General features: G+C 70.9%; 20 protein-coding genes. 1 reads left to right on the top strand and 19 read right to left on the bottom strand.

Going from position 1 to position 19,781, the window contains the following annotated elements:
- Positions 1 to 5: 5 nt before the first annotated feature.
- The gene (locus ACFV5H_RS22170; protein WP_385051724.1) at positions 6 to 986 is read right to left on the bottom strand and encodes an aspartate carbamoyltransferase catalytic subunit; all 981 of its coding nucleotides are present in this window, start codon (positions 984 to 986) and stop codon (positions 6 to 8) included.
- 104 nt (positions 987 to 1,090) lie between these two features.
- A complete protein-coding gene (gene pyrR / locus ACFV5H_RS22165; RefSeq protein ID WP_385196830.1) occupies positions 1,091 to 1,666 on the bottom strand; it encodes a bifunctional pyr operon transcriptional regulator/uracil phosphoribosyltransferase PyrR in 576 nt (191 codons plus the stop codon).
- 264 nt (positions 1,667 to 1,930) lie between these two features.
- Here pyrR and bldD point away from each other — a divergent pair, with 264 nt between their 5' ends.
- The gene (bldD, locus tag ACFV5H_RS22160; RefSeq protein WP_018570201.1) at positions 1,931 to 2,434 is read left to right on the top strand and encodes a transcriptional regulator BldD; all 504 of its coding nucleotides are present in this window, start codon (positions 1,931 to 1,933) and stop codon (positions 2,432 to 2,434) included.
- Positions 2,435 to 2,661: 227 nt separating this feature from the next.
- On the opposite strand, the gene nusB is transcribed toward bldD, so the two are convergent.
- The 17 genes from nusB to ACFV5H_RS22075 form a co-directional block, all read right to left on the bottom strand.
- Positions 2,662 to 3,093 (bottom strand): transcription antitermination factor NusB, encoded by a 432-nt coding sequence (gene nusB / locus ACFV5H_RS22155; protein WP_073933788.1) that lies wholly within the window; start codon positions 3,091 to 3,093, stop codon positions 2,662 to 2,664.
- A 2-nt stretch (positions 3,094 to 3,095) separates the two neighbouring features.
- Positions 3,096 to 3,662, bottom strand: a complete 567-nt coding sequence (gene efp, locus ACFV5H_RS22150) for an elongation factor P (protein WP_385057328.1) — start codon at positions 3,660 to 3,662, stop codon at positions 3,096 to 3,098.
- Positions 3,663 to 3,732: 70 nt separating this feature from the next.
- Positions 3,733 to 4,839 (bottom strand): aminopeptidase P family protein, encoded by a 1,107-nt coding sequence (locus ACFV5H_RS22145; protein ID WP_385057330.1) that lies wholly within the window; start codon positions 4,837 to 4,839, stop codon positions 3,733 to 3,735.
- Positions 4,840 to 5,362: 523 nt separating this feature from the next.
- Complete coding sequence (locus ACFV5H_RS22140) at positions 5,363 to 6,226, bottom strand: Pro-rich N-terminal domain-containing protein (protein WP_385057332.1); 864 nt, start codon at positions 6,224 to 6,226, stop codon at positions 5,363 to 5,365.
- 126 nt (positions 6,227 to 6,352) lie between these two features.
- Entirely contained in the window at positions 6,353 to 7,447 is a 1,095-nt protein-coding gene (gene aroB / locus ACFV5H_RS22135) for a 3-dehydroquinate synthase (RefSeq protein ID WP_385057334.1), read from the bottom strand.
- Positions 7,444 to 7,959, bottom strand: coding sequence for a shikimate kinase (locus ACFV5H_RS22130; RefSeq protein WP_385057336.1), 516 nt, complete (start codon positions 7,957 to 7,959; stop codon positions 7,444 to 7,446). The genes aroB and ACFV5H_RS22130 overlap by 4 nt, the downstream gene beginning before the upstream one ends.
- A complete protein-coding gene (gene aroC, locus ACFV5H_RS22125; RefSeq protein ID WP_385057338.1) occupies positions 7,956 to 9,140 on the bottom strand; it encodes a chorismate synthase in 1,185 nt (394 codons plus the stop codon). The genes ACFV5H_RS22130 and aroC overlap by 4 nt, the downstream gene beginning before the upstream one ends.
- 182 nt (positions 9,141 to 9,322) lie before the next feature.
- The gene (locus ACFV5H_RS22120; protein ID WP_385057339.1) at positions 9,323 to 9,754 is read right to left on the bottom strand and encodes a hypothetical protein; all 432 of its coding nucleotides are present in this window, start codon (positions 9,752 to 9,754) and stop codon (positions 9,323 to 9,325) included.
- A 51-nt stretch (positions 9,755 to 9,805) separates the two neighbouring features.
- Entirely contained in the window at positions 9,806 to 10,633 is an 828-nt protein-coding gene (locus ACFV5H_RS22115) for a shikimate dehydrogenase (protein WP_385196828.1), read from the bottom strand.
- Positions 10,633 to 12,339: an endolytic transglycosylase MltG gene (mltG, locus tag ACFV5H_RS22110; protein ID WP_385196825.1), complete on the bottom strand. Its 1,707-nt coding sequence runs from the start codon at positions 12,337 to 12,339 to the stop codon at positions 10,633 to 10,635. Before mltG ends, ACFV5H_RS22115 begins: the two co-directional genes overlap by 1 nt.
- A gap of 127 nt (positions 12,340 to 12,466) precedes the next feature.
- Positions 12,467 to 12,931: a Holliday junction resolvase RuvX gene (gene ruvX / locus ACFV5H_RS22105; RefSeq protein ID WP_385057367.1), complete on the bottom strand. Its 465-nt coding sequence runs from the start codon at positions 12,929 to 12,931 to the stop codon at positions 12,467 to 12,469.
- Between the two features lie 35 nt (positions 12,932 to 12,966).
- On the bottom strand, positions 12,967 to 15,639 hold the full coding sequence (gene alaS, locus ACFV5H_RS22100; protein ID WP_385057345.1) for an alanine--tRNA ligase: 2,673 nt from the start codon (positions 15,637 to 15,639) through the stop codon (positions 12,967 to 12,969).
- Entirely contained in the window at positions 15,639 to 16,019 is a 381-nt protein-coding gene (locus tag ACFV5H_RS22095) for a hypothetical protein (RefSeq protein WP_385057347.1), read from the bottom strand. The genes alaS and ACFV5H_RS22095 overlap by 1 nt, the downstream gene beginning before the upstream one ends.
- A gap of 7 nt (positions 16,020 to 16,026) precedes the next feature.
- Positions 16,027 to 16,479 carry a DUF948 domain-containing protein gene (locus ACFV5H_RS22090; RefSeq protein ID WP_385057348.1) on the bottom strand — a complete coding sequence of 151 codons (453 nt, stop codon included), beginning with the start codon at positions 16,477 to 16,479 and terminating at the stop codon, positions 16,027 to 16,029.
- A gap of 189 nt (positions 16,480 to 16,668) precedes the next feature.
- The gene (gene rpsD, locus ACFV5H_RS22085; RefSeq protein ID WP_385057350.1) at positions 16,669 to 17,283 is read right to left on the bottom strand and encodes a 30S ribosomal protein S4; all 615 of its coding nucleotides are present in this window, start codon (positions 17,281 to 17,283) and stop codon (positions 16,669 to 16,671) included.
- Between the two features lie 303 nt (positions 17,284 to 17,586).
- Positions 17,587 to 18,942, bottom strand: coding sequence for a replication-associated recombination protein A (locus ACFV5H_RS22080; RefSeq protein ID WP_073933774.1), 1,356 nt, complete (start codon positions 18,940 to 18,942; stop codon positions 17,587 to 17,589).
- Positions 18,943 to 18,984: 42 nt separating this feature from the next.
- Positions 18,985 to 19,653, bottom strand: coding sequence for a vitamin K epoxide reductase family protein (locus ACFV5H_RS22075; protein ID WP_385057351.1), 669 nt, complete (start codon positions 19,651 to 19,653; stop codon positions 18,985 to 18,987).
- Between the last annotated feature and the right edge of the window lie 128 nt (positions 19,654 to 19,781).

Raw genomic sequence — 19,781 nt, 5'->3', positions numbered from 1 at the left:
GGTTCTTACTTCTCCTCGGTGGGGCGGGCGTGGGCGACGGCGGGCTCGTTGCCGCCCAGCAGCAGGTACAGGACGGCCATCCGGATGGAGACGCCGTTGGTGACCTGTTCGATCACGGTGCAGCGGTCGGAGTCGGCGACGTCGGCGGTGATCTCCATGCCGCGGACCATCGGGCCGGGGTGCATCACGATGGCGTGCTCGGGCATCCGCGCCATGCGGTCGCCGTCGAGGCCGTAGCGGCGGGAGTACTCCCGCTCGGTCGGGAAGAACGCGGCGTTCATCCGCTCGCGCTGCACGCGCAGCATCATGACCGCGTCGGACTTGGTCAGCGTCGAGTCGAGGTCGTACGACACCTCGCAGGGCCAGGTTTCGACGCCGACCGGGAGCAGGGTGGGCGGGGCGACGAGGGTGACCTCGGCGCCGAGCGTGTGCAGCAGGTCGACGTTGGAGCGGGCGACCCTGCTGTGCAGGACGTCGCCGACGATCGTGATGCGCCGGCCGGACAGGTCCTGCCCGAGCCCCGCGTCCCGGCCGACGAGCCGGCGCCGCATGGTGAAGGCGTCCAGCAGGGCCTGGGTGGGGTGCTGGTGGGTGCCGTCGCCCGCGTTGATGACGTGCGCGTCGATCCAGCCGGAGGTGGCCAGGCGGTAGGGGGCTCCGGAGGCGCCGTGCCGGATGACCACGGCGTCGACGCCCATGGCCTCCAGGGTCTGGGCGGTGTCCTTCAGGGACTCGCCCTTGGAGACGCTGGAGCCCTTGGCGGTGAAGTTGATGACGTCCGCGGAGAGCCGCTTCTCGGCGGCCTCGAAGGAGATCCGGGTGCGCGTGGAGTCCTCGAAGAAGAGGTTGACCACGGTCCGGCCGCGCAGGGTCGGGAGTTTCTTGATCGGCCGGTCGGCTACCCGGGCCATCTCCTCGGCGGTGTCGAGGATCAGGACGGCGTCGTCGCGGGTGAGGTCGGCGGCCGAGATGAGATGACGCTGCATCTGTCAGGCTCCGTAAGGCAGTTCAATGAGGCGAAATCGGGCAGACGGGTACGCGCGTGGGCGTGCCGGGCCGGCGCACGCCGGTCGGCGTGCGCTCCGCGGTGCTACTGGGCGGTCCGCTTGGCGCCGAGCAGCACGGTGTCGCGACCGTCCTCCTCGGCGAGCAGGACCTTGACCGTCTCCCGCAGCGACGTGGGGAGGTTCTTGCCGACGTAGTCGGCGCGGATGGGCAGTTCGCGGTGGCCGCGGTCGACGAGGACGGCGAGCTGCACCGCGCGGGGGCGCCCGATGTCGTTCAGCGCGTCGAGGGCGGCGCGGATGGTGCGGCCGGAGAAGAGCACGTCGTCGACGAGGACGACCAGCCGGCCGTCGATGCCGTCACCGGGGATCTCGGTGCGGGCCAGCGCACGCGGCGGGTGCATGCGCAGGTCGTCGCGGTACATGGTGATGTCCAGCGAGCCGACCGGGACCTTGCGCTCGGTGATCTGCTCGAGCTTGGCGGCGAGCCGCTGGGCGAGGAAGACGCCTCGGGTCGGGATGCCGAGGAGCACCACGTCGTCGGCGCCCTTGGCGCGTTCGACGATCTCGTGGGCGATGCGGGTCAGTACCCGCGCGATGTCGGGGCCTTCGAGAACGGGCCGCGCATCGGACTGCGTGTCCTGCGTGTTCTGCGTGTCCATGTGAAACGGACCTCCTTCTCCGCCTCACGGGACGGATCTTAAAGGACGTCGGGTTGCGTCGCTCAGGCTATCAGGTCGGGATCAGCCCGGAGCGACACCCCGGATCACTCCAATGGCGTAGCCGATCTTCGCTACCACGGAAGAGTCGGTGTGGACCATTCGGCTTGACGCACGAGAGTAACGCTGCGTAACCTCACAGTGAGTTACCAGCCGCGCGGCATGGAAACCAGCCAGAGTCGCGTCGACACAGTGCCGGGGAGCTATATGTCCAGCGAATACGCCAAACAGCTCGGGGCCAAGCTCCGGGCGATCCGCACCCAGCAGGGCCTTTCCCTCCACGGTGTCGAGGAGAAGTCCCAGGGCCGCTGGAAGGCGGTCGTGGTCGGTTCGTACGAGCGCGGCGACCGCGCCGTGACCGTGCAGCGCCTCGCGGAGCTGGCGGACTTCTACGGCGTCCCGGTGCAGGAGCTGCTGCCCGGTACGACCCCGGGCGGCGCCGCCGAGCCGCCGCCGAAGCTGGTCCTGGACCTGGAGCGGCTGGCCACGGTGCCGGCCGAGAAGGCGGGCCCGCTGCAGCGCTACGCGGCGACGATCCAGTCGCAGCGCGGTGACTACAACGGCAAGGTGCTCTCGATCCGCCAGGACGACCTGCGCACCCTCGCCGTCATCTACGACCAGTCGCCCTCGGTCCTCACCGAGCAGCTGATCAGCTGGGGCGTCCTGGACGCGGACGCGCGCCGCGCGGTGGCCTCCCACGAGGAGGCGTAACCGCTCCGCGGGGACGCAGAAACGTGCCGCCGGGGTGGTCGGAACTTCACGGTTCCGACCACCCCGGCGGTCTTTTGTGCGCACTTTTGTACGCCGTGAGGGCCGCACCCCAGGGGCGCGGGGCTGTATCGACATGCGGCTCCGCCGCATGGGCGCGATCAGCCACAGACGACGCGCAGCCGCGGCACTGCCGCACCCCTACGGCGCATGGGCACAAGAACGCCGGGTTACGCCTCGCGGCGCAAAGACGGCTTGAGCTCCTTGAGCCGACCGAGCAACCCGTTCACGAAGGAAGGCGACTCGTCCGTCGAGAACTCCTTCGCCAACTGCACCATCTCGTCGAGCACCACCGCGTCCGGGGTCTCGTCGACCCAGATCAGCTCATAGGCGCCCAGCCGCAGAATGCTGCGGTCGACGACCGGCATCCGGTCGATCGTCCAGCCGACCGAGTACTGGGCGATCAGCTCGTCGATGCGCTTCGCGTGCTCCGCGTAACCCTCGACGAGCTGCATCGTGTACTCGCTCACCGGCGGCTGCCGGGTGTCGGACCGGGCGTGCCGGACCCAGTCGGCGAGGACGGTCAGGACCTCGGCCCCGCGCTGGTCGCCCTCGAAGATGATCTGGAAGGCGCGTTTGCGGGCCGTGTTGCGGGCAGCCACGGTTAGCTGTTCACCCGGCCGAGGTAGTCGCTGGTGCGGGTGTCGACCTTGATCTTCTCACCGGTGGTGATGAAGAGCGGGACCTGGATCTGGTGACCGGTCTCCAGCGTGGCCGGCTTGGTGCCGCCGGTGGAGCGGTCGCCCTGGACGCCCGGCTCGGTCTCCTGGATCACCAGCTCCACGGCGGCCGGGAGCTCGACGAAGAGCACCTCGCCCTCGTGCTGCGCGACGGTGGCCTCGAAGCCCTCGATGAGGAAGTTGGCGGCGTCGCCGACGGCCTTGCGGTCGACCATGAGCTGGTCGTAGGTCTCCATGTCCATGAAGACGAAGTAGTCGCCGTCCATGTAGGAGAACTGCATGTCGCGCTTGTCGACGGTGGCCGTTTCGACCTTGACGCCGGCGTTGAAGGTCTTGTCGACGACCTTGCCGGAGAGCACGTTCTTGAGCTTGGTGCGCACGAAGGCCGGGCCCTTGCCGGGCTTGACGTGCTGGAACTCGACGACGGACCAGAGCTGGCCGCCTTCGAGCTTGAGCACCATGCCGTTCTTGAGGTCGTTCGTGGAAGCCACGGTTGCGGAATCTCCTGGACTGGACTGACGTGGACGACGGCCGGGGCGTGCGCCCGCGCCCAGCGTGGGGCTAGAGCGCGAGCAGCTCCTTGGTCGTGATGGTGAGTAGCTCGGGTCCGCCGTCCGCCTCGGGGCGTACGACGAGCGTGTCATCGATCCGGACCCCGCCCCGGCCCGGGAGGTGGACCCCCGGTTCGACGGTGACCGGCACACAAGCGTCCAGTTTACCCATGGCCGAGGGAGTCAATTGAGGGTCCTCGTCGATTTCGAGTCCGACGCCGTGGCCGGTGAGTACGGGGAGGGCCTCGGCGTACCCGGCGGAGTCCAGTACCTGGCGGGCGGCTCGGTCCACGTCACGGCAGGCCGCGCCGGGGACGAGGGACTCGCGTCCGGCTCTCTGCGCGGAGAAGACGAGGTCGTAGAGCTCGATCTGCCAGTCCGCGGGGGCCGTGCCGATGACGAACGTACGGCCGATCTCGCAGCGGTAACCGCGGTAGGTGGCGCCGAGGCAGACGGAGAGGAAGTCGCCCTCCTCGACGCGGCGGTCGGTGGGACGGTGTCCGGGGCGGCCGGCGTTCGGGCCGGTGGCGACGGAGGTGGGGAAGGCGGGTCCGTCGGCGCCGTGGTCGACCAGGCGGCGCTCGAGTTCGAGGGCGAGGTGGCGTTCGGTGCGGCCTACGAGGATGGACTCCAGGAGTTCGCCGAGGGCCTGGTCGGTGATCTCCGCGCCGATGCGGAGGCAGGAGATCTCTTCCTCGTCCTTGACGATGCGGAGCTGTTCGACGGCGCAGCCGAGGCCGGCGAGGCGAAGGCGGGGGGCGGCGTCGCGGATCGCGCGGTGGCGGGTCACGGTGAGGTGGTGTTCCTCGACGGCGAGGGAGTCGACACCCTGGCCGACGGCGAGGTCGGCGGCGGCGAGGGCGGCGTCGCCGCCGGTGCCGGGGACTACGTGTACGCGCAGGGATTCGTCGGGGTGGTTCTGAGGGGAGCGGTCGTCGGGTGGGCCGGCGCATACCAGCAGGTCCTCGGTCCTGCCCAGCAGCAGCACGGCGCCTTCGGGGGCGGTGCCGGCGAGGTAGCGCACGTTTGCGGGCCGGGACACCAGCGCCGCCGCGCTGCCGCCCGCGTTGCAGCATTCCCGTAGCCGGGTGCGGCGGACCGCGTAGACCTCTGACATTCTTCGAGCGTAGGAGGGGTGGCTGGATGTCGCCGGTCGAGCGGGGCCGAGTGGGGGTGCGGCGGGGGCGCGTGCGGTCTCGTCGTGGGGTCGGGGGTGTGGTGGTGCGGTGAGTCCGCCGCAGTCGGGCCCCTACCGTGCTGCCACGGTGAGCCGGGTGGGGACCAGCTGAGCGGCGGCCTCCACCGCACCACCACACCCCACTCCCGTGCATCGGCGACCGCGGGAGCGTCCCACCCCCAAGCTCTACGGGCAGTCCCGCCGCCCCAGCTGCGGGCAGTCGTGCCGCTGGCGCGGCACGGGTGGGCGCGGCAGCACTCCGTAAGCGCGGGCAAGCCGCACCCCGCCCCGGACACCACCGACTCGCGGGCAGTCCCGCCGCCCCAGCTGCGGGCAGTCGTGCCGCTGGGGCGGCACGGGTGGGCGCGGCGGCACTCCGTAAGCGCGGGCAAGCCGCACCCCGCCCCGGGCACCACCAGCGCCGGGGCTGTCGCAACGAAGGGCGGCTACCGGGACTCCGCGTTCACCACTGCGGAGGGCTCGCTATCGCGCGGGCCAGGACGTCGTCCAGGATGCGGGCCGTTTCCGGTATGTCCAGTTGGGAGTTGTCGATGATGGGGAGACCCGAGCCGTACCAGCCGGCCATCCGGCCGTGGATACGGGCGACCTCCTCGTCGGTGAGCCGGCGATTGCCGGAACGTTCCGCGTTGCGCTCCAGGACGATGTCCAGGCCCGGGAGGAGGACCACCGGGAGCAGGCCGGGGCCCACGTGCCGCTTCCAGCCGCCGAGGCCGACGACCGGCCGGTCGGGGAAGACCGCGTCGTCGAGGATGCACGAGATCCCGTTGGCGAGGAAGTTGCGCGCGGCGAATCCGCAGGTGCGGCGTGCCAGACGGTACTGCGCCTCCGAGTGGTCGTTCCACCCGGACTGCGGGTCGGCGAACCCGGAGCGGACCCACTCGCGTACGTCGTCGAGGCTGATGTGGGCGGTCGGCACCCGGCGGTGGTCCGCCCAGTACTTGGCCACGCTCGTCTTGCCGGCGCCCGCGGGGCCTATGAGCAGCACGGCGATGATCGTGCCGGCCGGGTCGGGTGCCGCGGGGGCCTGTGGCGGGCTGGGCATGGCGACCGGGCCGCCGGGCGGCAGCGGTACGTGGCCGGTGGTGTCCGGCGGCGGGGGCATCGAGGCGTGCCGCGGGCCCGCGAGGGGCGGGGTGGGGCCGGGCGGAGGCGCGGGGTAGCCCGGTGCCGGAGGAGGCACGGGGGCGGGACCCTGGTGCGCTCCCGGGTGCTGGCCCGGGTGGTGTGCGGCCGGTGACCAGCCGACGGCCGGTCCGTGCCCCGGCTGATGGGGCGGCGGCAGCGGAGAACCCACTGCGTGCTGCATCCGGTGCCACTCCGTCTCGTACAGGCGATGGGGCGCTGACAGCGGGGGTGACCCGCGTGCTACCGAACGGTACCGCCCCCTGCCGTCGTTGTGTGAACGGCCGGGGGCGGTGATGAGTGCCCGGGGCTACTCCCCGACCTCGCCGTACGCGGCGAGGAGGACGGCCGGGTCCGGGCCTTCGAACACCGTGGGCCTGGCGAGGCCGTCGAGGACGATGAAGCGCAGCAGGTCGCCGCGGGACTTCTTGTCGACCTTCATGTTCTCCAGCAGCTTGGGCCACTGGTCGTAGCGGTAGTGCAGGGGAAGCCCGACCGATTCGAGGACCGTACGGTGGCGGTCCGCGGTGGCGTCGTCCAAGCGGCCCGCGAGACGGCCCAGTTCGGCGGCGAAGTGCATGCCGACGGAGACCGCCGCGCCGTGGCGCCACTTGTAGCGCTCGTTCTTCTCGATGGCGTGGCCGAGGGTGTGGCCGTAGTTCAGGATCTCGCGCAGGCCCGATTCCTTCAGGTCGGACGAGACGACCTCCGCCTTGACCCGGATCGAGCGCTCGATCAGTTCCGCGGTGTGCGGGCCTGACGGGGTGCGGGCGGCCTGGGGGTCGGACTCGATGAGGTCCAGGATCACCGGGTCGGCGATGAAGCCGGCCTTGATGACCTCGGCGAGTCCGGAGACGTAGTCGTTGACCGGGAGGGAGTCCAGGGCGGCCAGGTCGCACAGGACACCGGCGGGCGGGTGGAAGGCCCCGACGAGGTTCTTGCCCTCGGCGGTGTTGATGCCGGTCTTGCCGCCCACGGCCGCGTCCACCATGGCCAGGACGGTGGTCGGGACGGCGATCCAGCGGACCCCGCGCAGCCAGGTCGCGGCCACGAAGCCGGCCAGGTCCGTCGTGGCGCCGCCGCCCACGCCGACGATGACGTCGGTGCGGGTGAAGCCGGACTGGCCCAGCGCCTTCCAGCAGTAGGCGGCGACCTCGGCGGTCTTGGCCTCCTCCGCGTTGGGCACCTGGATGGCGACCGCCTCGTAGCCCTGCTCGGCCAGGTCGGCGCGGAGCGCGTCGCCGGTCTCGGCAAGGGCTTCCGGGTGCACGATCGCGACGCGCTTGGCCTTCTCGCCGATCAGCCCGCCGAGTTCGCCCAGGAGCTGACGGCCCACCAGGACCTCGTACGGGTCGGTGCCCGCCGTGCCGCCGATGGCGATCCGCGTCACTGCCTCGCTGCTCATGCGTCCTTCAACTCCAGTGCGTCCAGGGCCGCTTCGGTGACTTCCTCGGGTGTGCGGCCATCGGTCGGTACGACGGCCGTGGCGGCCTCCTCGTACAGGTGCCGGCGGGCCTCCATCAGCTCGCGCCACTGCTTGCGCGGGTTGACCGCGAGGAGCGGGCGGGCGGCGTTGAGGCCGGTGCGTTTGACGGCCTCCTCGACGTCCATCGACAGGTAGACGACCCGCTGTCCGGCGAGCAGTGCGCGCGTCTCCGCGTCGAGGATCGCGCCGCCGCCGAGTGCCAGGACGCCCTCGTGCTCGGCGAGTGCCGTGCGCACCGCGCGCTTCTCGATCGCGCGGAAGGCGGGCTCGCCCTCGTCGACGAAGATGTCGGCGATGGTGCGGCCCTCGGCGGTGACGATGTCGTCGTCGGTGTCGCGGTAGGCGACGCCCAGGCGCTCGGCGAGCAGCTGCCCCACGGTGGACTTGCCCACGCCCATCGGACCGACCAGCACGATGACCGGTGAGCTCATCGGATGGCCAGGTTCTCGAGGTACGACGTCACGTTGCGGCGGGTCTCGGTGACGCTGTCGCCGCCGAACTTCTCGGCGACCGCGTCCGCGAGGACCAGGGCGACCATGGCCTCGGCGACGATGCCGGCGGCCGGCACGGCGCACACGTCGGAGCGCTGGTGGTGGGCGGCGGTCTCCTCACCGGTGACGACGTCCACGGTCTTCAGCGCCCGCGGCACGGTCGCGATCGGCTTCATCGCCGCGCGTACGCGCAGCAGCTCGCCTGTGGTCAGTCCGCCCTCGGTGCCGCCGGAGCGGCCCGACGCGCGCTTGATGCCGTCGGGGGTGGCGAGGATCTCGTCGTGCGCCTTCGAGCCGGGGACGCGGGCGAGGTCGAAGCCGTCGCCGACCTCGACGCCCTTGATCGCCTGGATGCCCATGAGGGCGGCGGCCAGGCGTGCGTCCAGGCGGCGGTCCCAGTGGACGTGGGAGCCGAGGCCGACCGGGACGCCGTACGCCAGGACCTCGACCACGCCGCCGAGGGTGTCGCCGTCCTTGTGGGCCTGGTCGATCTCCGCGACCATCGCCTTCGAGGCGTCCGCGTCCAGGCAGCGCACCGGGTCCTCGTCCAGGCGCTGCACGTCGGCGGGGGTCGGGTACACGCCGTACGGCGCCCTGGCGGCGGCCAGCTCGACGACGTGGCTGACGATCTCGACGCCGGCCGTCTCCTTCAGGTACGACCGTGCGACCGCGCCCAGCGCCACGCGGGCGGCGGTCTCGCGGGCGGAGGCGCGCTCCAGGATCGGGCGGGCCTCGTCGAAGCCGTACTTCTGCATGCCGGCCAGGTCGGCGTGGCCGGGGCGGGGGCGGGTCAGCGGGGCGTTGCGCGCCAGGCCGGCCAGTACCTCCGGGTCGACCGGGTCGGCCGCCATGACCTGCTCCCACTTCGGCCACTCGGTGTTGCCCACCATGACCGCGACCGGGGAACCGAGGGTCAGACCGTGCCGGACGCCGCCGAGGAAGGTGACCTCGTCGCGCTCGAACTTCATCCGGGCGCCGCGACCGTAGCCCAGCCGCCGCCTCGCGAGGTGGTCCGCCACCATGTCCGTGGTGATCGGTACGCCGGCGGGAAGGCCCTCCAGCGTCGCGACGAGTGCGGGACCGTGCGACTCCCCCGCGGTCAGCCAGCGCAACCTGCTCAACGGTGCTCCTCAATGCTCGCGCCCCGGTACTGCCTGCGTACACGTGTCCTCGTGTACGGCTGTGACGTGACAGGGTGCGCGGCCCCGGTCCGCCACCTCCGATCCTCCCACGTCCGGGCCGGGTGCCCGGCCGCCGGTCCATCAGGCGGACGGGCGGGATCACGGGCCGGGCGGTGGAGGGATCAGGCCGGGCCGCCCTCGCCCCGGCGCTGCGGGGGCGCGTAGGCGCCGAGGAAGTCGGCCCCGCTCGGCCGCGGAGCCTGCTGGTCCGCACCGCCGCTGCCCTGTTGGCGCGGCGGCGCGTACTGGCCCAGGTAGTCGGCGCCACTCGGCTGCTGAACGGCCCGCGGAGCAGGCCGGGTCTGCTGCGGGGCGTACTGGCCCAGGTGGTCCGCGCCGCTGCCCTGGCCGTACTGGGCCGCCGCGTGGACCGGCTGGCCGTTGCGGACCGCGCGGCGGTACGCGATCTTGCGCTTGATCTTGACGATCCAGGACGCGACGACGGCGAGCACGATCAGGGCCAGCACCGTGATCTGCACCCAGTCGGGCAGAAAGCCCAGCACGGACTCGAATATCTGGGACTTCACCGACGCCAGCGGCATGCCTGCGGACATGGAACGCGTTCCCCTCCCCTGTTCCGCCCCCTGCGGAACCGAGGGTGGATCCTAGCGGGCCGCGAGAGCCCGCTCGCCCGCTTTTCGCATCGCGTCCAGCGGGGCCGGTGAACGCCCCGTCATCTGCTCCACCTGGAGCACCGCCTGGTGCACCAGCAGGTCCAGTCCGCTGACCACGGCGCCCCCGTACGCCGACCAGCGGGCGGCGAGAACGGTCGGCCACGGGTCGTAGAGCACGTCGAAGAGGGCCGTCGGACGCTCCGGGACGGCCTTGGCGAGGGTGTCCGTGACACCGGCCGGGGTGGTGCTGACGACCAGCGGGGCGTGCAGGGCCTGCTCGGCGTCGTCCCAGGCGGCGATGCGCACCGCGACGTCGAGCCGTTCGGCCCACTCCCGCATCTCCGCCGCACGGGCCTCGCTGCGGACGTAGACGGTGACCTCGCCCGAGCAGATCCGGGCCAGTGCGGCCAGCGCGGAGGACGCGGTGGCGCCCGCGCCGATGATGGCGGCCGTCTCCACCTTGTCGATGCCGTGCTCGCGCAGGGCGGCGACCATTCCGGGGATGTCGGTGTTGTCGCCGGTCCGGCGGCCGTCCGGCGTGAGGACGACCGTGTTGACCGCCTCGACGGACGTCGCGGTCTCGCTGACCGAGTCGAGCAGCGGGATCACCGCCCGCTTCAGCGGCATGGTCAGCGACAGCCCCGCCCACTCGGTGCCGAGCGTGTCGAAGAAGCCGGGCAGGGACTTCTCGTCGACCTCGAAACGGTCGTACGTCCAGCCTTCCAGGCCCAGCTCGGCGTAGGCGGTGCGGTGCAGCACCGGGGAGAGGGAGTGGGCGATCGGGGAGCCGAGTACGGCGGCTCTGCGGGCGGCCGGCATCAGTTGTCCCTCGACGCGTTGAACTTGTCGACGAGCTTCTGGTGCTCCGCGATGGTCTTGGCGAACTCGGTCTCGTGCATGCCGTCCGTGGCCACGAAGTACATCCAGCCGTCGCTCGTCGGGTTCAGCGCGGCCTGCAGGGCCTCCTCGCCCGGGTTGCCGATCGGGCCGGGCGGCAGGCCCTTGTTGGTGTACGTGTTGTACGGGTCGGGGTTGCTGTTGATCTCCGACTCGGAGATGTCGATCTCGCTCTGGCCCAGGAGGTAGTTGAAGCTCGAGTCGAACTGCAGCTCTTGGTTCGTCTCCGTGTTGGTGGGCTTGAGCCGGTTGTAGATGACCTCGGACATCTTGCGGAAGTCGTCGTGGGTCTTGCCCTCCGCCTGGACCAGGCTCGCGACCGTCACCAGCTCCCACGGCCCTTCGAGACCGAGGCTCTCGGCCTTCCCCTCGAAGTCCAGCTCCTCGTACTTCTCGGTGGCACGGGCCACCATCTGTTTCAGCACGTCCTCGGGTTTCTGGCCCTTGGCGACGGCATAGCTGGACGGGTAGAGGAAGCCCTCCAGCGGATCCTTGACGTCCTCGTGGTTCACGGCCCAGTCGGGCAGGCCGAGGGTCTTCCACTTGGTCTCGGCGACCTTGGCCGTGGTGCCCTCGTCCACCTTGAGGCGCTTGTCGATGAGCTCGTAGACGGCTTTGTTGCGCTTGCCCTCGGCGATGATCAGGTTGTCGCGGCTCTTCGGGCTGAGCATCAGTTCGACCGCGCTCGCGGCCGACATCTCCTTCTCCAGCGTGTACACGCCGTCCTGGATGGTCTTGCCCTGCGGGTTGGCCGCCTGGGCCGCGACGAACGCGTCGACGCTCTTGACCACGCCCATCTTCTTGAGCTCCTGGCCGATGGCGTAACCGCCGGCGCCCTTGGGGATCGTGACGGTCACCTGCTCGCCGTTGCCGGCCCCCGCGAAGTCCGGGGCACTGCCGAAACGATCCTGGTAGAACTGGTAGCCGAAGTAGCCGACCCCCGCGAGACCGCCGCCGAAGACCACGACCACGACGAGACAGGCCATGCCGCTGCGTCGCTTCTTCTCCTTGCCGCCCCGGCCCCGGCGCTCGCCGCGCCCGCGCCGGTCGTCCGGCTCCTCGTCGGGGCCGTCATCGTCGTTGCCGCCCGCGAAGAACGCGTGTTCGCCCTGGTCGGGGCCCGGGTCCCAGTCCGTCTGCGGCTCGGGTTCGGCGCGGCGGCGGCCGGGCGGTTCGGGCGGCGGGTAGGCGTCGGGGGTGCCGTAGTGGTCGGGCTGCTCCCCGCCGTACGTTCCGGCCTGCTGCGCGTAGGGGTCCGTCGGGCCGGCCGCGTACGGGTCCGTCGGGCCGGCCGCGTAGGGGTCCTGCGGGTAGGAGCCCGTGGGCCAGCCGTTCTGGTCGTACTGCTGCTGTTGCTGCTGAGGGGGGTACTGCTGCTGGTCGTACTGCGGCTGTTGCTGCTGGTCGTACTGCGGGTACTGCTGACCGTCGTACCCGTGCTGCTCCCCGGTGCCCCAGTCGCCGTACTGCTGCTGCGTCTGCGGCTGCTGCGGATAGTGCTGTGGCTGGCCGCCGTAGGGGGACTGCTGACCCTGCTGGGTCTGCTGTCCGCCCCATCCGCCGTCCCCGTACAACGGGTCGTCCGGATGCCACGGTTCGGAGCCTTGGCCCCGGCCATACTCAGTCATCGATCCCCTAGAGCCGCGAGGCGGCGGTCGCCCGGCCACCTGAAGACCACGGCTCCCGTACCGCCTCTCTCTGTGCGGCGGCTGTTCGAACACCGTCCGCATCGCGCGGAACGTTACCGTATCGCGATCAGATGACCACTTCGACGCCCTCACCGGGTGGTCTGCCTGACACCCGTTCGGATTCCAGTGCCTGCTGAAGGATGATCACAGCGGCCGCCTGGTCGATGACGGAACGTCCCTTCCTGGACTTCACGCCCGAGGCGCGCAGTCCCTGACTCGCCGTCACCGTCGTCATGCGTTCGTCGACGAGTCGCACCGGAACGGGAGTGATCATACGGGCCAGCTCCTGCACGAAGCGCCTGACCTTGGCCGCGGCCGGGCCCTCGCCCCCCTTGAGGGAGCGGGGGAGACCGACGACGACCTCGATCGGCTCGTACTCCTCGACGAGCTGCCGCAGCCTGCGGTGGGCGGCGGGGACGTCCCGGCCGGGGACGGTCTCGACCGGCGTGGCGAGGATCCCGTCGGGGTCGCACGAGGCGACCCCGATGCGGGCGTCCCCGACGTCGATCGCGAGACGGCGGCCACGACGCATCGCCGGGCCGTCCGCCTGCTCGTTCACCGGGTCGTTCACTTGGCGGTGTCCGCCACGAGCCGCTCGACGGCGTCGACGGCCTCGCCGACGGCGGCCGGGTTCTGGCCGCCGCCCTGGGCGACGTCCGGCTTGCCGCCACCGCCGCCGCCGAGGGTCTTGGCGGCCGTGCGGACCAGTTCGCCGGCCTTGAGGCCGCGCTCGCGGGCGGCGTCGTTGGTGGCGATGACCGTCAGCGGCTTGCCGTTGTTCACGGTGAACAGGGCGACGACGACGGCCCGGCCGCCCTGGATGCGGCCCCGCACGTCGAGGACCAGCTTGCGCAGGTCGTCCGGCGTGGTGCCGTCGGGGACCTGGCCGGTGACGAGTGCGACGCCGCGGACGTCCTTGGCGGAGTCGGCCAGACCGGCGGCGGCCTGGAGGACCTTCTCGGCGCGGAACTTCTCGATCTCCTTCTCGGCGTCCTTCAGCTTGCCGAGCATGGCGGAGACCTTCTCCGGAAGCTCCTCCGGGCGGCCCTTGATCAGCTCCTGGAGCTGGGCGACGACCGTGTGCTCACGGGCGAGGAAGTTGTAGGCGTCCACGCCGACCAGGGCCTCGATACGGCGCACACCGGAGCCGATGGAGGACTCGCCGAGCAGCTTCACCAGGCCGAGCTGGGCGGTGTTGTGCACGTGGGTGCCGCCGCACAGCTCCTTGGAGAAGTCGCCGATGGTGACGACGCGCACGCGCTCGCCGTACTTCTCGCCGAACTCGGCGATGGCGCCCTGCTTCTTGGCCTCGTCGATGCCCATGACGTCGGCGCGGACGTCGAGGTCGCGGGCGAGCACCTCGTTGATCTTCTGCTCGACGTCGGTCATCACGGCCGTCGGTACGGCGGACGGGGAGCCGAAGTCGAAGCGGAAGCGGCCGGGCTGGTTCTCGGAACCGGCCTGGGCGGCCGTCGGGCCGAGGGCGTCGCGCAACGCCTGGTGGGTGAGGTGGGTGGCCGAGTGGGCGCGGGCGATGGCCGTACGGCGGCGGCCGTCGATGGAGGCCTGGGCCTTGGCGCCGACGGTGACCTCGCCGACCTGGACGACGCCCTTGTGGACGTACACGCCCGGGACCGGCTTCTGGCAGTCGCGGATCTCGATGACGGCACCGGTGTCGACCTTGATGCGGCCGGTGTCGCCGATCTGGCCGCCGCCCTCGGCGTAGAACGGGGTGCGGTCCAGGACGATCTCGACCTCGTCGCCCTCGGTGGCGGCCGGGGAGGAGGCGCCGTCGACGAGGATGCCGACGATCGTGGACTCGCTCTCGGTGTCGGTGTAGCCGACGAAGTCGGTGGCGCCGGCCTTGTCGGCGATCTCCCGGTAGGCACCGGCGCCGGCGTGGCCGGTCTTCTTGGCCTGGGCGTCGGCCTTGGCGCGCTCCCGCTGCTCCTTCATCAGGCGGCGGAAGCCGTCCTCGTCCACGGAGAGCCCCTGCTCGGCGGCCATCTCCAGGGTGAGGTCGATCGGGAAGCCCCAGGTGTCGTGGAGCAGGAAGGCCTTGTCGCCGGCGAGGACGGTGCCGCCGGAGGCCTTGGTGTCGCTGACGGCGGTGTCGAGGATGTTGGTGCCGGCCTTCAGCGTCTTGAGGAAGGCGTTCTCCTCGGCGAGGGCGACCTTCTCGATGCGCTCTCGGTCGGTGACGAGCTCGGGGTACTGCTGGCCCATCATGCCGATGACGACGTCGATCAGGTCCTTGACGACCGGACCGGTGGCACCGAGCAGGCGCATGTTGCGGATGGCACGGCGCATGATGCGGCGCAGCACATAGCCGCGGCCCTCGTTGCCGGGGGTGACGCCGTCGCCGATGAGCATGACGGAGGTGCGCATGTGGTCGGTGACCACGCGCAGGGAGACGTCGGAGGCGTGGGCGTCGCCGTAGGCCACGCCGGTGAGCTCGGTGGCCTTCTTGATGACGGCCATGGAGGTGTCGATCTCGTACATGTTCTGCACGCCCTGCAGAATCATGGCGAGGCGTTCCAGGCCGAGGCCCGTGTCGATGTTCTGGCTCGGCAGGTCCCCGAGGATCTCGAAGTCGTCCTTGCCGGTGCCCTCGCCCCGCTCGTACTGCATGAAGACGAGGTTCCAGATCTCCACGTACCGCTCGTCGTTGACGGCGGGGCCGCCCTCGACGCCGAACTCGGGGCCGCGGTCGTAGTTGATCTCGGAGCAGGGGCCGCAGGGGCCGGGGACGCCCATGGACCAGAAGTTGTCCTTCTTGCCCAGGCGCTGGATGCGCTCGGCGGGTACGCCGACGACGTCGCGCCAGATCCGCTCGGCCTCGTCGTCGTCCTGGTAGACGGTGATCCACAGGCGCTCGGGGTCGAGGCCGTAACCGCCCTTGTCCTGGGCGCCGGTGAGCAGCTCCCAGGCGAGCTTGACGGCGCCTTCCTTGAAGTAGTCACCGAAGGAGAAGTTGCCGCACATCTGGAAGAACGTGCCGTGGCGGGTGGTCTTGCCGACCTCTTCGATGTCGGGTGTGCGCACGCACTTCTGCACGCTGGTGGCGCGGTCGAAGGGCGGCTTGACCTCGCCCAGGAAGTAGGGCTTGAAGGGCACCATGCCGGCCGGGACGAGCAGCAGAGTCGGGTCGTCCGCGATGAGCGACGCCGACGGGACGACGGTGTGCCCGCGCTCCTCGAAGAAGCTCAGCCAGCGGCGGCGGATCTCGGCCGACTCCATCAGTGGTCCTCATTCCGGTTGTACGGGTACGTCGGGTACGTCTGGTGCGTCGGCTTCCGCGCCGGGCCCTCGACGTACTTGGGGGTGTTGCGGTTCTCGATCACGGCGTAGCCGCGGGGCGCGGGGAGTTCGCGGTCGACGGGGGCGTTGAGCCCGAGCGCGTCGCCCAGTTCGGCCTCCCGCCGGGCCATGTTGTCGCGGACCTCGAGCGCGAAGTCCACCGCGCGGTCCTTGAGCCGGCCGCCCGCCTCGATCGCCTTGTTCGCCGCGGTGACGGCGAGGTGCTCGGGCGTCAGCTGCTTGATCTTGCGGTTGACCTTGGTGGTGGCCCACACGCCGGCGGCGACGCCGGTGGTGAACCAGAACGTTCGGCGGAACATCGCTGGGTCAGTCCCTCTTTCCCCGGGTCCGCTTTTCCCGCCGCGCGCCCGGGACGGTGCGGCCCACGATCACGTTGCGCCTCGGGTCCTTGGCCGGGGCGTCGTCCTTGCGGCCGCTGACGGCGCGGCGCACGCCGTAGCCGAAGGCGGCGACCTTGACCAGGGGGCCGCCGAAGGTGGAGGCCACGGTGGTCGACAGCGCGGAGGCGTTGGAGGTGACCTCCTGGACGTCGGAGGCGATCGCGTCGACCCGTTCGATCTGGGTCTGCGCGGAGCGCACCGCCGCCGAGGCGTCCGCCAGCAGGGGGACGGCCTGGTCGGTCACGTCCGCCACGAGCCTGGTGGTCGCCCGGAGCGTCTGGGCCAGCCTCGCCAGCGCGACGGCGAGGAAGGAGACCAGGATCGCCCAGAACACGGCCACCAGGATTCCGGCCACCTCGCCACCGGACACTGTGTGCACCCGCTCCCTTGAAACGCGCCTGAACATCGAGAAAGTCGTGGGTCGAGCCTATCGCGCCGGTGACGGGACTCCGTACCGGATTACCGTCCGCCACCGGTGGAGTCGCGGGAAGCGACGACGAACCCGCCGCCTCGCCCGCCCGGAGGGGCGGGGAGACGGCGGGTTCGGGATACCGCGCGCCTGCTGGGGTCAGCGGGCGTAGTACTCGACGACGAGCTGCTCGTCGCAGATCACCGGGATCTCCTTGCGGTTCGGCTCACGGTCCAGGCGGAACGCCAGGGACTTGAGGTTCACCTGGAGGTAGCGCGGGGTCTCACCGTCGGGGGCGAAGCCGCCTTCACGGGCGATCGTGAAGAGGGTCTTCTCCTTGCTGCGGTCGCGGACCTGCACGACGTCGTCCGGGCGGACACGGAAGGAGGGCTTGTCGACCTTCTTGCCGTTGACCTGGATGTGGCCGTGGACGACCATCTGGCGGGCCTGGTAGATCGTGCGGGCGATGCCCGAACGCAGGACCAGCGCGTCGAGGCGCCGCTCCAGCTCCACGATCAGGGCCTCACCGGTCTTGCCCTGCACCTTGGAGGCACGCTCGTAGGCGCGCACCAGCTGGCGCTCGGAGAGGTCGTACTGCGCGCGCAGACGCTGCTTCTCCAGCAGACGGACCTTGTAGTCCGAGTTCTGCTTGCGGCCGCGGCCGTGCTCGCCCGGCGGGTAGGGGCGGGCCTCGAAGTACTTGACGGCCTTCGGGGTCAGCGCGATGCCGAGGGCACGCGACTTCTTGACCTTGGGGCGGGACTGGTTCGCCACTTCTCTTCCTTTTCCTTTTCGGCTGCCTCAGGGTTACGGGAGGTCGCATCCGCAGCCGGGGAATTCCCATCGGGTCCGTGAGGACCTGACGGGCAGCCGCTCCCCTGTTCTGGGCACATACGTGCAGCACACGAACGGCCCACCGACCGGTCCCGGGACTTACGGGGGGGGTGGTGGGCTGCCCGCGACACCTACGACGGTGCGCGACGCTCCTGGATCGAAGGATCCGGCTGGGTGTCCCGCCTGAGGCGCCGACCGGAGCCGGACACGGGACTCAGCACTCCGGCAGAGTCTACAGGGTGGTCAGGACCGCTTCCGACCGAGGTGCTTCCTGGTCCACTCCACCGCGTCCGCGTACCGCGCCTCCGCGCCGTGCCGGGTGGGCTCGTAGTACGCGCGGTCCTTCAGGGCGTCCGGCGCGTACTGCTGTTCGGCGATGCCCTCGGGCAGGTCGTGCGGGTAGGTGTAGCCCTTGCCGTGCCCGAGCTTGGTCGCGCCCTTGTAGTGGCTGTCCCGGAGGTGGGACGGCACGGGACCGGCCAGTCCCTTGCGTACGTCGTCCAGGGCGGCGCCGATCGCGGTGGTGGCGGCGTTGGACTTGGGGGCGAGGGCGAGGGCGATGGTGGCGTGGCTGAGGGTGAGGGCGGCCTCGGGGAAGCCGATCATGGCGACGGCCTGGGCGGCGGCGACGGCGATCGGCAGCGCGTTCGGGTCGGCGAGGCCGATGTCCTCACTGGCGGAGATCATCAGGCGGCGGGCGATGAAACGGGGGTCCTCGCCGGCCTCGATCATGCGGGCCAGGTAGTGCAGGGCGGCGTCCACGTCGGAGCCGCGGATGGACTTGATCAGCGCGCTGGCGACGTCGTAGTGCTGGTCGCCGTCACGGTCGTACTTCACCGCGGCCCGGTCGACCGTCTCCTCCAGCGTGGCCAGGGTGATCGCCGCCTCGCCCTTGTCGAGCGCGGCCCCCGCGGCGGCCTCCAGGGCGGTGAGCGCGCGGCGGGCGTCGCCGCCCGCGATGCGCAGGAAGTGGTTCTCGGTGTCCTCGGGGAGGGTGACGGCGCCCTTCAGGCCCCGCTCGTCGGTGAGGGCGCGCTTCAGCAGGTCCCGGATGTCGTCGTCGGTGAGCGGTTCGAGGGTGAGGAGGAGGGAGCGGGAGAGCAGCGGGGAGATGACCGAGAAGTAGGGGTTCTCGGTGGTCGCGGCGATCAGGGTGACCCAGCGGTTCTCCACGGCCGGGAGCAGGGAGTCCTGCTGGGCCTTGCTGAAGCGGTGGATCTCGTCGAGGAAGAGGACCGTCTCCTGGCCGTACCCGCCGGAGGCACGGCGGGCGCCGTCGATGACCGCGCGGACCTCCTTGACGCCCGCGGTGATCGCCGACAGCTCGACGAAGCGCTTGTTGGTGGCCTTGGAGACGACGTAGGCCAGGGTCGTCTTTCCGGTGCCGGGCGGACCCCAGAGGATCACCGAGGAGGGTCCCGCGGGGCCCGAGGCGCCCTCGCCCACCAGTCTGCGCAGGGGGGAGCCCGGCTTCAGCAGGTGCTGCTGGCCCACCACCTCGTCGAGGGTGCGCGGGCGCATCCGGACCGCCAGGGGGCTGCCGGTCGGGTCCTTCTCCTGGCGTTCTTCTGCTGCGGCGGTGAACAGGTCGGGCTCCACGCTGAAACCCTAAAGCACCGCACCGACAGCCCGGGCGGGCGGTCAGCTGGTCCAGAACTCCCACCAGCGGGTCAGGATCAGCATGCCGATGATGCCGATGTGCAGGACCGGCATGACCCAGGTGAACTCGCCGAAGAAGCCCTTCAGCCAGCCGGGGGCGGGCAGGAAGCCCTGGCGGATGTTGAACGACGTCACGTACCAGAACATGATGATCGTGGCGACCCAGGCCAGGCAGCACCACAGGCACAGGGCGTTGATCCGGTACAGGGACTGGAACATCAGCCAGGCGCAGAACACGGTGCCGAAGAGGGTGCCCGCGTTGAAGGTGAGCCAGTACCAGCGCGGGAAGCGGGCCCGGGCGAGCAGGCTCATGCCGACGCAGACGACGATGCCGTAGGTGACGAGGCCGAGCATCGGGTTGGGGAAGCCGAAGACGGAGGCCTGGTCGCTCTCCATGACGCTGCCGCAGGAGACGACGGGGTTGAGGCTGCACCCGGGGACGAACGTCTCGCCCTTGACCTTGGCCTCGAGCAGCTTGAACTTGTCGAGTGTGATCACCCACGCGGCGAGCACGCCGGCGGCGCCGGTGATCACCAGGAGCAGGGCGAAGGCCCGGCTCGCGCCCTCCGTGCGCGGCGCGGAGGCGGCCCGCTGCGGTGCGGCCGGGGGTTCGGGATCCATGTCGACGTCCCTGACTGTCGTCTTGCTCATCACGCCGATTCCGTCACTGGGGAGTGTGGACCTGCTTCGGGCAGGGGCCATTGTGCCGTACGGGGCTGTGGGTCCGCCGTTGTGCGGACATAAGTGCGTACCGGCGTCCGCCCGTGAGCGTGCGGTTT

It is taken from the genome of Streptomyces sp. NPDC059787, from assembly GCF_042732315.1.
GTDB lineage: Bacteria > Actinomycetota > Actinomycetes > Streptomycetales > Streptomycetaceae > Streptomyces > Streptomyces atrovirens.
The sequence above is the reverse complement of the archived record's forward strand: the minus strand, read 5'-3'. Positions and strand labels throughout refer to the sequence as shown.

Bases quoted from the DNA above. Each gene is read 5' to 3' on its own strand.
- ACFV5H_RS22095 (WP_385057347.1), bottom strand. From the start codon at position 16,019: ATGTTCCGCCGAACGTTCTGGTTCACCACCGGCGTCGCCGCCGGCGTG.
- ACFV5H_RS22140 (WP_385057332.1), bottom strand. From the start codon at position 6,226: ATGCAGCACGCAGTGGGTTCTCCGCTGCCGCCGCCCCATCAGCCGGGG.
- ACFV5H_RS22075 (WP_385057351.1), bottom strand. From the start codon at position 19,653: ATGAGCAAGACGACAGTCAGGGACGTCGACATGGATCCCGAACCCCCG.
- pyrR (WP_385196830.1), bottom strand. From the start codon at position 1,666: ATGGACACGCAGAACACGCAGGACACGCAGTCCGATGCGCGGCCCGTT.
- ACFV5H_RS22145 (WP_385057330.1), bottom strand. From the start codon at position 4,839: ATGTCAGAGGTCTACGCGGTCCGCCGCACCCGGCTACGGGAATGCTGC.
- ACFV5H_RS22120 (WP_385057339.1), bottom strand. From the start codon at position 9,754: ATGTCCGCAGGCATGCCGCTGGCGTCGGTGAAGTCCCAGATATTCGAG.
- ruvX (WP_385057367.1), bottom strand. From the start codon at position 12,931: ATGCGTCGTGGCCGCCGTCTCGCGATCGACGTCGGGGACGCCCGCATC.
- aroB (WP_385057334.1), bottom strand. From the start codon at position 7,447: ATGAGCAGCGAGGCAGTGACGCGGATCGCCATCGGCGGCACGGCGGGC.
- ACFV5H_RS22170 (WP_385051724.1), bottom strand. From the start codon at position 986: ATGCAGCGTCATCTCATCTCGGCCGCCGACCTCACCCGCGACGACGCC.
- mltG (WP_385196825.1), bottom strand. From the start codon at position 12,339: ATGACTGAGTATGGCCGGGGCCAAGGCTCCGAACCGTGGCATCCGGAC.
- bldD (WP_018570201.1), top strand. From the start codon at position 1,931: ATGTCCAGCGAATACGCCAAACAGCTCGGGGCCAAGCTCCGGGCGATC.
- ACFV5H_RS22130 (WP_385057336.1), bottom strand. From the start codon at position 7,959: ATGAGCTCACCGGTCATCGTGCTGGTCGGTCCGATGGGCGTGGGCAAG.
- alaS (WP_385057345.1), bottom strand. From the start codon at position 15,639: ATGGAGTCGGCCGAGATCCGCCGCCGCTGGCTGAGCTTCTTCGAGGAG.
- ACFV5H_RS22115 (WP_385196828.1), bottom strand. From the start codon at position 10,633: ATGCCGGCCGCCCGCAGAGCCGCCGTACTCGGCTCCCCGATCGCCCAC.